This window comes from Streptomyces sp. NPDC031379 (genome assembly GCF_055569615.1).
In genome coordinates this window covers 162,906-176,888 of sequence record NZ_JBVIIT010000017.1, presented here as the reverse complement: position 1 = coordinate 176,888, position 13,983 = coordinate 162,906, and the positions used below count along the sequence as shown (strand labels likewise).

8 protein-coding genes are annotated in these 13,983 nt (G+C 74.0%); 4 read left to right on the top strand and 4 right to left on the bottom strand.

The window, feature by feature from the left end:
- Nucleotides 1–66: 66 nt before the first annotated feature.
- Nucleotides 67–624 (bottom strand): DoxX family protein, encoded by a 558-nt coding sequence (locus ACZ5CW_RS24530; protein WP_468604753.1) that lies wholly within the window; start codon nucleotides 622–624, stop codon nucleotides 67–69.
- Nucleotides 625–735: 111 nt separating this feature from the next.
- Here ACZ5CW_RS24530 and ACZ5CW_RS24525 point away from each other — a divergent pair, with 111 nt between their 5' ends.
- The 3 genes from ACZ5CW_RS24525 (at nucleotide 736) to ACZ5CW_RS24515 (ending at nucleotide 7,938) form a co-directional block, all read left to right on the top strand.
- The gene (locus ACZ5CW_RS24525; protein ID WP_468604751.1) at nucleotides 736–4,020 is read left to right on the top strand and encodes an AfsR/SARP family transcriptional regulator; all 3,285 of its coding nucleotides are present in this window, start codon (nucleotides 736–738) and stop codon (nucleotides 4,018–4,020) included.
- A gap of 64 nt (nucleotides 4,021–4,084) precedes the next feature.
- Nucleotides 4,085–5,497 carry an FAD-binding oxidoreductase gene (locus ACZ5CW_RS24520; protein WP_468604749.1) on the top strand — a complete coding sequence of 471 codons (1,413 nt, stop codon included), beginning with the start codon at nucleotides 4,085–4,087 and terminating at the stop codon, nucleotides 5,495–5,497.
- A gap of 173 nt (nucleotides 5,498–5,670) precedes the next feature.
- Nucleotides 5,671–7,938: an MMPL family transporter gene (locus ACZ5CW_RS24515; protein ID WP_468604747.1), complete on the top strand. Its 2,268-nt coding sequence runs from the start codon at nucleotides 5,671–5,673 to the stop codon at nucleotides 7,936–7,938.
- A 68-nt stretch (nucleotides 7,939–8,006) separates the two neighbouring features.
- Here ACZ5CW_RS24515 and ACZ5CW_RS24510 read toward each other — a convergent pair whose 3' ends face one another.
- Nucleotides 8,007–10,664, bottom strand: coding sequence for a SpoIIE family protein phosphatase (locus ACZ5CW_RS24510; RefSeq protein WP_468604745.1), 2,658 nt, complete (start codon nucleotides 10,662–10,664; stop codon nucleotides 8,007–8,009).
- A 283-nt stretch (nucleotides 10,665–10,947) separates the two neighbouring features.
- On the opposite strand from ACZ5CW_RS24510, the gene ACZ5CW_RS24505 reads away from it, so the two are divergent.
- Nucleotides 10,948–11,949, top strand: a complete 1,002-nt coding sequence (locus tag ACZ5CW_RS24505) for an NAD-dependent epimerase/dehydratase family protein (RefSeq protein WP_468604743.1) — start codon at nucleotides 10,948–10,950, stop codon at nucleotides 11,947–11,949.
- Nucleotides 11,950–12,081: 132 nt separating this feature from the next.
- Here the strand turns inward: ACZ5CW_RS24505 and ACZ5CW_RS24500 are convergent, their stop codons facing one another.
- Together ACZ5CW_RS24500 and ACZ5CW_RS24495 are read right to left on the bottom strand one after the other, a co-directional pair.
- Entirely contained in the window at nucleotides 12,082–13,191 is a 1,110-nt protein-coding gene (locus ACZ5CW_RS24500) for a sensor histidine kinase (protein ID WP_468604741.1), read from the bottom strand.
- A 2-nt stretch (nucleotides 13,192–13,193) separates the two neighbouring features.
- Complete coding sequence (locus ACZ5CW_RS24495; RefSeq protein WP_468604739.1) at nucleotides 13,194–13,925, bottom strand: response regulator transcription factor; 732 nt, start codon at nucleotides 13,923–13,925, stop codon at nucleotides 13,194–13,196.
- Nucleotides 13,926–13,983 lie beyond the last annotated feature (58 nt).

The following is a 13,983-nucleotide window of genomic DNA, read 5'->3' as shown; positions in this document are numbered from 1 at the left end:
TCGGAGGCCTCTCGATGGCACGGCGGTCGCACGCATGTCCACCCTGACAGCCGATGACGGCGTCGTTCACAGACTGAGCGTGATCGCGGCGCCGATGCCCCCGAGGCCGAGGGCCAGTGCGGCCTCGCCCCAGCCGCCCTTGCCCCAGGGGAGGAACCGGTCGACAGCCAGGCGGCCCGGGCCGATGGCCGCAATGGCCAGGGCGGTCACGGCGATGCAGACGTTGTACTCCACGCCGCCGTCCGTCTCCCACAGGCCGTGGGCGCCGGTGACGGTCGCCATGGCGTTGATCATCACGCCGATCAGGGCGGCGGCCGCCAGGGGCGTCAGCAGGCCGAGGGCCAGGCCGAGACCACCGACGAACTCGGAGAGGCCGCCGATCAGGGCGAAGACCTTTCCCGGCCGGTAGCCGAGCCCGGCGAAGGCGTTGCCGGTCGCTGTCAGGCCGCCTCCGCCGAAGACGCCGAAGAGTTTCTGGGCCCCGTGCGCGGCCATCATCAGTCCGAAGGTCAGTCGCAGGAGCAGCAGGGCCCAGTCGGCGGCGGACGACGCCGGTGCGGTGGTGACGGGCGCTCCCGAGTCGGTGGGACTCGACGGGCGGTGCGGGATGCGTCTCTCAGCCATGACGTGCTCCGGAACGGACGGTACCCCGTTGCCGATCCTTCCGCAACGACCATGATCACGCATCTGGGGCGGGGCCGCCCTCGCGGCGGTAGCCTGCTCGTGAGGGCAGCCATGGCCGATCAGGTACGCATCCGGCTCCTCGGCGGTTTCGCCGTGACGGTCGACGACCGCCCGGTCCCCGCCGGGGCGTGGCGGCTGCGCAAGGCCCGCGGCCTGCTGAAACTGCTCTGCCTGGAACCGGGCCACCGGATGCACCGGGAACGGCTCTACGACCTCCTGTGGCCGGACCTCGACCGGACGGCCGCGGCCAACAACCTGCACCAGGTGCTGCACGCCGTACGGCGTGCGCTGGCCGCCGCGGGCACGCCGGGCGATGTCGTCGTGCTCCACGACGACATGGTGCTGCTCGGCCCCGGCGGAGAGGTCCGGATCGACCTCGACGAGTTCGACGAGGCGGCCCGGCGGGCCTTCGACGGCGGCGGGAGTGCGGACTACCGTGCCGCGCTCGCCCTGGCCGGTCCGGGTCTGCTGCCGGAGGACCGGTACGAGGTGTGGGTGAGCGAGGCGGCCGAGGCGCTGGAGACACGGCGTACGACTTTGCGGCTGGGACTGGGCGAGGCGCTGGAGCGGGATCACCGCACGGCCGAGGCCGGCGAGGTGCTGCGCGCCCTGGTCGACGAGGATCCGCTGCACGAGCCCGGGAACCGGGCCCTGATGCGGGTCCTGGCCGACGCCGGACGGCGCCGGGAGGCGCTGGCCGCCTACGAACGTCTGCGGGACGCGCTCCGTGAGGACACCGGCGCCGACCCCGACCCGCAGACGCGCCGCCTGTACCGGGCGCTGCTGGCCGACTCGGTCGAGGAGCGGGAACCGCAGCCGCGGGACCGGCGGGGAAAGGGCGCGGGGCACCGGCAGGCGGAGCCCGCGGGGACGCAGCGGCCGCCTCGGCACCATCTGCCGACGCCGGCCACCCGGCTCGTCGGCAGGGAACGCGAGATGGCCGAGGTGGAGGAGTTGCTCGGGCGGAGCGGGCTGCTCACGCTCACCGGGGCCGGCGGCTGCGGGAAGACCCGGCTCGCGCTCGCCGTGGCGGCCCGTCGGGGCGACGACTTCCGGGACGGGGCGTGGTTCGTCGACCTCGCCGGGCTGGCGGAACCCGACCTCGTGCCCGAGGCGGTCGCCGCGGCGCTGGCACTGCACCTTCCGCCCCACGGCGGGGGCCGGGACGCACTGGTCGCACAGCTCGGTGACCGGGAGATGCTGCTGGTGCTGGACAACTGCGAGCACCTGATCGACGCGTGCGCCGCCCTGGCCTCGGAGGTCATCGCCCACTGCCCGCGCGTCCTCGTCCTCGCGACCAGCCGGGAGGCGTTGCGCTCCTACGGGGAACGAACCTTCCGGGTGCCCTCGCTGAGCCTGCCGGATCCGCGCCGGCTGCCGTCCGTCGCGGAACTGGGCCGCTTCGCCTCCGTGCGGCTGTTCGTCGAGCGGGCCGCCGACGCGGCCCCCGGCTTCCGGCTGACGGCGGAGAACGCGGCCGCCGTGGCGCAGATCTGCTTCCGGCTCGACGGGATGCCGCTGGCCCTGGAACTCGCGGCGGCCCGGGTGCACGTGCTGGCCCCCCGGCAGATCGCCGAACGCCTCGACGACGCCCTGGCCCTGCTCGGCCGGGGCAGCCGGCGCTGTGCGACCCGCCAGGAGACCCTGCTGGCCACGCTGGAGTGGAGCCACCGGCTGCTCGACGACGAGGAACGGCGGCTGTTCCGCCGGCTCGCGGTCTTCGTGGACGGGTTCTCCCTGGCCGCGGCCGAGGAGGTGTGCGCGGACGGTGTGCACGCCGCCTCGGTGCTGGACCTGCTCGGCCGGCTGGCGGACAAGTCCCTGGTGTGGGTGGAGCCCCGGCAGGACGAGGTCCGCTACCGGCTGCTCGAGACGATCCGGCAGTACGCGAGGGACCGGCTGCGGACCGCTGGGGAACTCGCGGCCACGGAGGCCAGGCACCGCCGTCACTACCTGGCGCTCGCCGAGGCCCGGGACCGGGAGCCGCCCACCGGCGTCTCGGGGGCCGCGTCCCTGGAACTGGAGGCCGACTACGGCAATCTCCGGGCCGCCCTGCGCTCCCTGCTGCGTCACGAACCGGACAGGGCGCTGCGGCTGGCCGTCGCCCTGCGGTCGTTCTGGCCCGAGCGGGGCCGCCTCGCCGAGGGCAGGCGGTGGCTGGACGACGCCCTGGCCGCCGCACCGGAGCCGTCCCCCGAGCGGGCGCGGGCGTTGATGGGGAGGGCCGTACTGGCGATCCGGCTCGGGGACGGCTCCCCGCTGGAGGACATCGCCGAGCAGATCGTCGGGATCCACCAGCGGCGGCCCGAGGCGGCGGCGCTGGCGTACGCCCGCTGTCAGCAGGCGGTCCTGCTCTGGATGCGCGGTGCCTGGGACCGCGCACGCACCGCCCTCGACCTGGCTCGCGCCCTGGCCCAGGAGACGGGCGAGCCGTCGGTCCTCGCCGTCGCGGCGCATCTCGAGGGCGTGTGGGCCGTCTGCCGCGGCGAGGGCGCGGCGGCCCGTGAGGCCTGCGAGGAGAGTCTCCGGCTGCTGGACGACGTCGCGGCCGGGCGCGGACCGTTCTTCCCGGTCATGACACCCGGATACACGCTGGAGGACGACGGGACGGGGCCGGTGTCGCTGTACTTCGAGGAGACGGTGCTCGCCGGTCGTACGGTCGGCCCGTCCCGGGCACGCGGCTACGCGCTGGCGAATCTCGCGTGGGCGAGCCGCCTCGACGGTGACACCGGCGCCGCCGTCGCGGCGGCCGAACGCAGTGCCGACCGCTTCCGCGCGCTCGACGATCCGCACGGGGAGTCCCTGGCCCTCAACGCGCTCGGCAACATCCACCGAAGCCGCGGCGATCACGACGGGGCACGCAAACATCTGGACGCGGCCCTGTCGATCAGGTGCCGGCTCGGCGACCGCCGGGAGGAGGGCATCACCCTCGGCTGCCTGGGTCTGCTCCAGCTGGCCGACGGGGACACCGCCGGCGCGCAGGCGACCATCGCCGGTGTCCTCGCGGGCTTCGAGGAGACCGACGACATCCCGGGCGTCACCAACAGCCTGCTCCACCTCGGGCTCGTCGCCCGGGCCACCGGCGACTCGGCGCGAGCGCGCGCCCTGCTGGCCCGGGCCCAGCGGCTGGAGCACGTCGCGGGCTCGCCCTCCGCCGCCGGCTGGGTCGCCCTCATGCTCGCGCGGCTGCAGTGGCAGGCGGGCGAGCGCGAGGCGGCCAGGGTGACCGCGGCCCGGGCCGGTGATCTCTTCGCACGGCTCGGCGACACCCGTGGGCCGGCCGTCCTGCGGCGCGCGGTGGCGGTCGGGCCCGGCGGCAAAGCGACTGCTGAGTGAGTGCTAAGCGGCGCCGCCTAGCGTCCTGGACATCGGTGCAAGCACTCACACCAAGGAGCCGATCATGTCGATCGACACGGCAAAGGGCATCCTGGGGGACGCCACCATCGCCGAACTGGAAGCCGGCCTGCGCGGCACCGTCGTCCGCCCCGACGACCCCGGCTACGACGAGGCCCGCGCCGTCTGGAACGCCGCGCACGACAAGCATCCGGAGCTGGTCGTGCGGTGCGCCGGGACCGCCGACGTCATGCGTGCCGTCGAGTTCGCCCGCAGCCAGGACCTGCTCGTCGCCGTGCGCGGCGGCGCCCACAGCATCGCCGGGTTCTCGACCTGCGACGACGGCATCGTCATCGACCTGTCCCCGATGAAGGGCGCCGTCGTCGATCCCGGACGGCGCCGGGTGGTCGCCCAGGCCGGCCTGACGTGGGCGGACCTCGATCACGAGACGCAGGCCTTCGGCCTCGCCGTGCCGGGCGGCCTGGTCTCCTCGACCGGGATCTCCGGCTTCACGCTCGGCGGCGGAGTGGGCTGGCTGCTGCGCCGCCACGGACTGGCCTCAGACAACCTGACGGCGGCCCAGGTCGTCACCGCTGACGGCCGCGTGGTGCGCGCGGATCCGCACGAGCACCCCGAACTCTTCTGGGCCCTGCGGGGCGGCGGCGGCAACTTCGGGATCGTGACCTCGCTCGAGTACCAGCTGCACCCGGTCGGGCCGCAGGTCCTGGCCGGCCTGATCGTCTACCCCGCGGCCGAGGCCCGGCAGGTGATCACGGGCTGGCGTGAGCTGATCGCGGGCATGCCCGACGAGCTGACGACGCTGATCGACCTGACCACGGCACCGCCGCTGCCCTTCCTGCCCCAGGAGGTCCACGGCACCCGCATCGTGGTGCTGGCCGGCATGTACGCGGGTGACCTCGCGGCCGGCGAGGCGGCGGTCGGTCCATTGCGGACGCTGGGCACACCCATCGCCGACCTGATGGGTCCCATGCCGTACACGGGGATGCAGTCGATGCTGGACCCGCTGTGGACTGCCGGGGCCCACAACTACTTCACCTCGGCGTTCATCGAGCCCTCCGACGCCGCGCTGGACGCCCTGCTGCGACGCCACGAGACGGCGCCCACGCCCTTCAGCGAGCTGCACATGCACCAGCTGGGCGGCGCCTTCGCGCGCGTGCCCTCACAGGACTCGGCGTTCAGCCAGCGGGATCCGGGCGTGCTGTGCAACGTGATCGCGCGCTCCCCGGACGCGACGGGCTTCGAGGGGCACGTCGCCTGGGCCCGTGAGACCCGCGAGGAGATCGCACGGCACGGTCACGGCGCCATGTACGTCAACTTCACCGGTGACGCCGCCGAGGACCGGGTGCGCGCCTCCTACCCGGGCGCGGTGCGCGACCGGCTCGTGCGCGTCAAGGACGCCTACGACCCGACGAACCTGTTCCGCCTCAATCAGAACATCCCGCCGTCGGCCGCCGCATGACCCGCCGACGGCGGACACCGGCCGTTGGTCGTACAGATGATCACCCGATCGTGGACTGCCGTCCGGTCCTGTGTTGCGCATGATCCGGATCGCCGTTGATCGTGGGCCGGTCGCCCTGAACGGGCGTCGGTCTCGGAGATCCGGACGTGCGCAGCGTGATGACGGGAGATCAGGTGATCACAGCCGTGTCGGTGGCGCTGGGCCGGGTCGCCTCCCGGCACCGGCGGATCGTGATCGGGCTGACCCTGCTGTTCGCCGCCGCCTCGGCGGTGGTGGGGCACGGGGTGACGGGACATCTGGTCACCGGCGGATGGGCGCCCGCGGGGGCGCCCTCGCTGCGGGCCGACGCCCTGCTGACCGAACGCTTCCACGGCGGCGTGCCCGACCTGGTGCTGCTGGCCCGGACGTCGTCCGGTTCGGTCGACTCCCCCGCCGCCCGCGAGGACGGCAGGCGGCTGGTCGGGCGGGTGCTCGCGGACCCCAAGGTGGCCGGCGCCGAGTCCTACTGGACCGGCCCCGTGACCGGCCCGGACGGCGGCACCCACGGGGCCGTCCCGCCGGACGCGGCGCTGCGCTCGAAGGACGGGCGGGCCGCGCTGGTCCTGGTCCGGCTGGTGTCGGACACGCACCACAGCACGGTGAACCGGCTGGTGCCCGCGGTCACCGGTGGCCACGGAACGCTGCGGGTGACGGTCTCGGGTGCCGCCCTGGTGGTCAGGGACCTCCAGGCGCAGAGCCGGCACGACCTGCGCCGGGCGGAGCTGATCGCCCTGCCGACCACGCTGCTGCTGTTGCTGTGGGTGTTCGGCGGCTTCGGGGCGGCGTGTCTGCCCCTGGCGGTGGGACTGGTCGCGGTGGTCGGCACACTGGCGGTGCTGCGGCTGGTGGCCCAGGTCACCGAGGTGTCGCTGTACGCGCTGAACATGACGACGGCGGTGGGGCTGGCGCTGGCGGTCGACTACAGCCTCTTCCTGGTGGCGCGCTATCGGGAGGAACGCACCCGTGGCGCCGCCCACGGCGCCGCCGTGGAGCGGATGATGGTCACCGCCGGCCGTACGGTGCTGGTCTCCGCGAGCATCGTCGCGCTGTCCCTGACCGGGCTGCTCGTCTTCCCGCTGCCGTTCCTGAGGTCACTGGCGTACGCGGGGATCCCCGTGGTGGCCCTGGCCACCGCCGTGTCCCTGGTCCTGGTCCCGGCGGGCCTCTCCTGTTTCGGCGGGCGCCTGGGCACCCGGGACCGGTTCGCCCGGTGGCGGGGCACGGCCCGCGCCTCAGGCGGGACCGACGGCCGGTGGCAGCGGCTGGCCCTGGCGGTGACGCGCCATCGGGTCCGGGTCTCGGTACTGGCGGCCCTCGCGCTGACCGTGTGCGCGCTGCCGTTCCGGCATGTCTCCTTCGCCCTCAGCGACGAGCGGGTGCTGCCCGGTGACACCCCCGTGGTCCGGGCGATGCGCGAAGTACGCACCGCGTTCCCCGAGTTCGGCAGCACCGAGGTGGACGTCATCCTGCCCGGCTGGGCGCCCGGGCGGAACGCCGCCCGTACGGCGGCGCTGGACGCCTACGCCCGGCGCCTGTCGGCGCTGCCGGACGCCACGTCCGTGCGCACCGCGACCGGAATCTACGCACACGGCGAACGGCTGTCCCGGCCCTGCCCGGCGGCCGGCTGCCCGGTCCTCGCCGGGCGCCACGTGTCCTCGGCCGGTACCTGGCTCGCGGTGCGCGGACCGGCCGAACCCTTCGGTCCGGCCAGTGTGCGGCTGGCCCGCTCGGTGCGCGCCGCGGCCGCTCCCACGAGCGTGCTGGTCGCCGGCCCGCCGGCCCGGCTGCTCGACGTACGGGACGCCGTGGCCTCCCGCCTGCCGACGGCCCTCGCCATCGTCGTGGCGGCCACCCTGGCGCTGCTGCTGGCGTTCACCGGTGGCGCACTGTTCCTGGCGGTCAAGGCCCTGGTGATGAACGCGCTGAGCATGACGGCGACGTTCGGTGCGATGGTGTGGCTCTTCCAGGAAGGGCATCTCCGGTGGCTGCTGGGGTCCTTCACGGTCACCGGCCAGACCGACATCATGAGCCCGGTCACCGTGTTCTGTCTCGCGTTCGGGCTGTCCCTGGACTACGAGGTCCTGCTGCTGGCGAGAGTGCTGGAAGAGCACCGGCGTACGGGCCGGACCAAGGCGGCCGTCGCGGCCGGGCTGGCCTCGGCGGCACCGCTGTTCACCGCGTCGGCCACGGTCGTCGCGGCGGTGCTGCTCAGCCTGGCCGGCTCCGGGATCACCACGATCAAGCTGATCGGCGTCACCGTCGCTCTGTCCGTGGCCGTGGACGCGCTCGTCGTCCGCCCTCTGCTGGCGCCCGCGGTGATGTCGCTGGCCGGAGAGGCCAACTGGTGGTGCCTGCGGAGCCTTGTCACCAGGACGGCGGTCCGCGAGGCACGGCCCTCATGACCGGGGCCCGCCCTCATGACCGGGGCTCGCCCTCATGACCGGGGCCCGGCCGAAGGATCCGGCAGGTGTCAGAAGGCGATCTCGTCGAACAGCAGGGACATGTCCGGTTCCGGAACGCGGCCCAGGGTCTGTTCGGCCCAGATCACCTTCCCCCGGGCCGCGTAGCGGGTGCCCCAGCTGTCCGCGAACTGCGAGACGAGGAACAGTCCGCGGCCGCCTTCGTCGGTGGTGGCCGCGCGGCGCAGCCGGGGTGAGGTGTTGCTGCCGTCCGACACCTCGCAGACGAGGGTGCGGCCCAGCAGGATCCTGACGCGTACCGGTGGAGCGCCGTAGCGGATCGCGTTGGTGAGGAGTTCGCTGAGGATCAGTTCCGTGGTGAACGCCTGCTCCTCCAGGCCCCAGTCGGTGAGCCGGCGGCTCACCTCGGAGCGGGTCCGGGACACGGACGTCACGTCGAACGGCACGTCCCAGGTGGCGACCTGGGACGGATCGAGCAGCCGGGTCCGGGCGACCAGCAGCGCCACGTCGTCGCTGGGGTGGTCGGGCAGCATCGTCTCCACGAGGGCGCGGCAGGTCTCCTCCGGTGTCCCGCCCGCCCTGGCGATGGTGGCGCGCAGCAGGTCCAGGCCCTCGTCGATGTCCCGTCCGCGGTTCTCGATCAGGCCGTCGGTGAACAGGACGAGGCGACTGCCCTCGGGGAGATCCAGCTCGCCGGTCTCGAAGGGATGTCCGCCCACTCCCAGCGGTGGGGACAGCGGCAGGTCGGGGAAGGTCACCCGGCCCTGGGCATCCGCCACGGCGGGTGCGATGTGCCCGGCGCGGGCGAGTGTGCAGTGTCCGCAGACCGGGTCGTAGATGGCGTACAGGCAGGTGGCTCCGGTGAGCGGGGCCTGGTCGTCGTCGCCGTGGGCCGTCTGCATGTCCAGCCGGGTCACCATCTCGTCGAGGTGGCCGAGCAGTTCGTCCGGGGCGAGGTCGAGCGAGGAGAAGTTCAGCACGGCGGTCCGCAGCCGTCCCATGGTCACCGCGGCCTGCAGCCCGTGTCCCACGATGTCGCCGACGACCAGTGCCACCCGGAAGCCGGGCAGCGGGATGACGTCGAACCAGTCGCCGCCCACACCGGACTGTGCCGGCAGATAGCGGGAGGCGATCTCCAGCGCGTCCTGTTCCGGCAGGTCCAGGGGCAGCAGGCTGCGCTGCAGGGTCACGGCCAGCGCGTGCTCGCGGGAGTACCGGCGGGCGTTGTCGATCGCGACGGCCGCCCGGGCCACCAGTTCCTCGGCCACGGCGACGTCCTCCTCCTCGAACCGGGGGGAGTCGGTGCCCCGCCAGAAGTTGACCATGCCGAGGACCACCCCGCGGGCCCGCAGCGGCACGGTGATCAGGGAACGGATGCCGTAGTCCAGCGCCTCCTGGGCCCCCTCCGGGTCCTGGGCCCGCCAGTCCTGGGCGGTGTGCAGGTCGGGCACGAGGACGGCCTTGCCACGGTGCAGTGCCGCCACCATCGGTGTGTCGGCCATGACGAACCGGATCAGGTCTCCCACCGGTTGCAGGGGGTGCCCGGCCCGTGATTCGCGCAGCGCGGTGCGCCGCATCCGGTGCACGGCGCCCGTGGGCTCCGCGCCGCGCAGCACGGAGTCGAGGAGTTCCACGGTGACGAAGTCGGCCATGCGCGGGACCGCCACCTCGGAGAGTTCCTCGGCGGTGCGCCGCACGTCGAGCGTGGTGCCGATCCGCACCCCTGCCTCGTACAGGAACGACAGCCGGCCCCGTGCCACCTCGGCCTGGCCGGAGAGGGCCGTCAGCTCCGTGGTGTCGCGGAGGGTGGCGACCAGCCCCTGGCCGCCGCCGTACGGTGCGGTGAGCCGGATGTTGGCGGCCAGCAGCCGGTCCCCGGCCGGGATCACCTTGTCGGACGCGGCCTCGTCCGACGCCAGCAGCCGCGTGAGGGCGGGCCCCAGCCCCAGCTCCGTCACCTGCCGCCGGTCGGCGTCCGCGGGAAGCTCCAGCAGCCGGCGTGCCTCGTCGTTGGCGAGGAGTACCCGTCCGTCACCGCCGATGATCAGCACCCCCTCGCGCACCGCGTGCAGCACTGCGTCGTGGTGTTCGTACATCCGGGTCATCTGGACCGGGCCGAGGCCATGGGTCTGGCGCAGCAGTCGGCGGCTGACCAGAGCGGTGCCGCCGGTCGCCAGCAGGAGTGCCCCCGCCGCCGAGCCCAGCAGCATCGGCAGCTGCCGGTTCAGCACGTGGGCCAGATTGGCGTACTGGATCCCGGCGCTGACCATGCCGACCACACGTCTGCTGGCGTCGGTCACGGGTACGACCGCGCGTACGGCGTCGCTGGGCCGGCCGTGGTACGCCTCCGTGAACGCCTCACCGGCGGCGGCGCGGCCTACGCCCTGTGCCTTCGTGCCGACCAGGGCGGGGTCGGAGTCGGCGAGCCGGACCCCGTGTACGTCCAGGACGCTGATGAAGTCGACGCCGGAGGCCTTTCCCGCCTCCTCCGTCGCCGTCTGCAGCCGCGGCGACGGGCCCGGTGAACGCAGCGCGAGCGATGTGCCGGGCCCGTTCGCGAACGACTCGGCGGCGGCCAGTGACCGTTCCCTGGCGCTGCGCTCGCCGTCGTACCGGCCCTGCAGGACCAGGGAGGCGGCCGCCACCGCCACCAGTACCAGCACGATGAGGGCCTGGAGCAGGAACACCTGTGCGGCGAGTGTGCGCATGCTCAGGGCCGACGAGAGGCGGCGCCCGTGTGACGGCCGGGACCTCGGGCGACCGGACGGTCCGGATGACCGCCGTGCGCCGGGCGGCGGCGCCGCTCTCGCCCATGGCCGGCGGGAACGCCCGCTCATGTCCCTTTTCTAGCACTGGGGCTCCCCGCTCGGCGACCGGTGTGTCCGCTGCCCCCGCATCGCGTGCCGTCTTCGGGCCTGCCACGTCTTACGGACCCGTGACGCGAGGGGCGCCCACGTGGGGGCGCGGCGCGGTCCGGCCTAGCGTGGCCGTATGCGCGTACTGGTCACCGGCGGTGCCGGGTTCATCGGGTCCCATGTGGTCGAGGCCCTGCGAGAGGGCGGGCACGAGCCGCTCGTGTACGACGTCCGGGTCGATGCCCGCGCGGACGTCCGGGACGCGGGGGCGGTCGCCGGGGCGCTGTCCGGTGTGGACGCCGTCTGCCACCAGGCGGCCATGGTCGGGCTCGGCAACGGTGTCGCCGACGGGGCGGAGTATGTCTCGCGCAACGACCTGGGTACGGCCGTGCTGGTCGCCGCCATGGCGGAGGCGGGGGTGCGGCGTCTCGTGCTGGCCGGTTCGATGGTCGTGTACGGGGAGGGGAGGTACGACTGCCCGCGCCACGGTGCCGTGCGGCCCGGGCCGCGGGCCGTGGCCGATCTCGACGGAGGGTCCTTCGAGCCGCGGTGTCCGCGGTGCGGGCAGGACCTCGTGCCCGGTCTGGTGGGTGAGGACGCCCCCGCCGATCCCCGGAACGTGTACGCCGTCACCAAGCTCGCCCAGGAACACCTGGCCGCCGTCTGGGCCCGCTGCACGGGCGGGACGGCGGTGTCCCTGCGGTACCACAACGTGTACGGACCCCGGATGCCCCGCGACACCCCGTACGCCGGGGTCGCTTCCTTCTTCCGCTCGGCGCTCGCCCGCGGGGAGCCGCCCCGGGTGTTCGAGGACGGACGGCAGCGGCGGGACTTCGTGCACGTGCGGGACGTGGCCGCGGCGAACGTGGTGGCACTGGAGGCGGAGTCCGCGCCGGGTGTGCTCACGGTGTACAACACCGGGAGTGGTGAGCCGCGCACCGTCGGGGAGATGGCCCGGGCCCTGTCCGGTGCGTACGGTGGCCGCGCCCCCGTGGTCACCGGGGAGTACCGGTTGGGCGACGTGCGGCACATCACCGCGGACTCGTCCCGGCTGCGGACGGCGCTGGGCTGGAAGCCGCGGGTGGGTTTCGCGGAAGGCATGCGGGAGTTCGCGCGGTCCGGGCTGCGCGAGGAGTGAGCCGGGCGGCCGCCGGAACCACGCGGGAAGGCAGGCACCGGGCGGCCGTGCCCACAAGGAAGTGCGTCCCCGCGCCGCCGGCCCCACACGGCAAGGCAGTCACCACACCGCCGGGACCACTCGGTGAGTGCGTCACCGCGCTGCCGGGATGGTCACCTCGAAGCGGCAGCCGCCCGGAATGTTGCGGACGGTCGCCCGGCCCTGGTGGGCCTCCACGATGCCCCGCACGATGGCGAGGCCCAGACCCGCGCCCGCCGGGGGTGTCCGGGCGTCGGTGCCGCGCCAGCCGGTGTCGAAGACACGCGGCAGGTCCTCCTCGGGGATACCGCCGCAGCCGTCGGTGACGGACAGCAGCACACCTTCGTCGATGCGCTCCGCCGCGACCGCGACCGTTCCGTCGGCCGGGGTCCGGCGGATGGCGTTCACCAGCAGGTTGCCCAGTACCCGGCTCATCTCCCTGCCGTCCACCTCCACCGGCAGCGGCTCGACGCGGTCACCCACCAGCCGTACCCCGTGTTCCCGGGCGAGCGCGTCGGCTCCCGCCAGCGCGTCGCCGACCAGGTCGTACACGGAGATGCGGGAGGGGCTCAGCGGGAGGGTGCCCGCGTGGATGCGGGAGAGTTCGAAGAGGTCGCCGACCATGTCGTTGAGCCGTTCGACCTCCGTGCGGATCTGCTTCAGATAGCGCTCGGGGTCGGCGGCCACGCCGTCCTCCAGCGCCTCCGACATCGCCCGCAGCCCGGCCAGCGGGGTGCGCAGGTCGTGCGAGATCCAGGCGACCAGCTCGCGCCGGGAGGTCTCCAGCGCCCGCTCCCGCGCCCGTGACTCGGCGAGCCTGGCGCTGGTCGCGGCCAGCTGGCGGCCGAGCGCGTCCAGTTCGGCGGTGGCCGGAGCGGCGGGGGCGGCGAACTCGCCGCCGTCACCGAAGTGGCGGGCGGCTTCGGCGAGGTCACGGCTGCGGGCGACGACCCAGCGGCCGAGCAGCAGTGCGGTGGCCAGCGAGACGACGGTCGCCATCGCGACGACGGTGGTGACGACGGTGAGGTCGTGCGAGGACAGGAACATCGCCCGGGCGACGGCGAGGGTGCCGGCGAACATCGCGACGACGCCGACGGCCGCCACCACGGTGAGCGAGGCAGTGAGCGAACGGCGCCGGATCACCCGCAGCACGCCCGCTCCGGCGAGGCCGGTGGCCGCGGCGCCGGCGAAGGCGTACAGGGCGATGAGGAGGGTGTCGCGCATGGTCAGCGCACCGCCCCACGGGGCTCGAAACGGTAGCCGACGCCCCACACCGTCTGGATGAGCCGGGGCCGGGCCGGGTCGTCCTCGATCTTGCCGCGCAGCCGGCGGACATGGACGGTGACGGTCGAGAGGTCACCGAAGTCCCAGCCCCAGACCTCGCGCATCAGGTCCTCGCGGCCGTACGCCCGGCCCGGATGCCGCAGGAAGAAGACGAGCAGGTCGAACTCCCGCAGGGTGAGGGCGAGTTCGCTGCCGTCCTTGGTGGCCCTGCGGGCCTCGACGTCCACCGACAGTCCCGCCCCGGCCAGCCGGGGCCCGGTGCCGACGGGACGGCTGCGGCGCAGCACCGACTCCACACGCAGGACGAGTTCCCTGGGGCTGAAGGGCTTGGTGACATAGTCGTCGGCGCCGATCTCCAGCCCGAGGATGCGGTCGTCCTCGTCGCCGCGGGCGGTGAGCATGATGACCGGTACGGGACCGCGCTCGCGCATCCGCCGACACACCTCCAGACCGTCCATGCCGGGCAGCATCAGATCCAGCACCACGAGATCGGGCCGGTGCGCCGCGGCGCACGTGAGCGCCGTCGGGCCGTCGCCGGCCCGGTCGACCACATAGCCGGCGCGGTGGAGATATCCGGTGACGACCTCGGCGACGGTCGGATCGTCGTCGACGACCAGGACCCGGGCCGGACCGTCACAGGCTTCGGCCCCGGGGGCCTCGTACGGCGGTTGCATGCCCCCAGCCTCGCACCGGCGCGCCTACCGGCGCCGGGCCGGCGGGTACGGCGTCCGC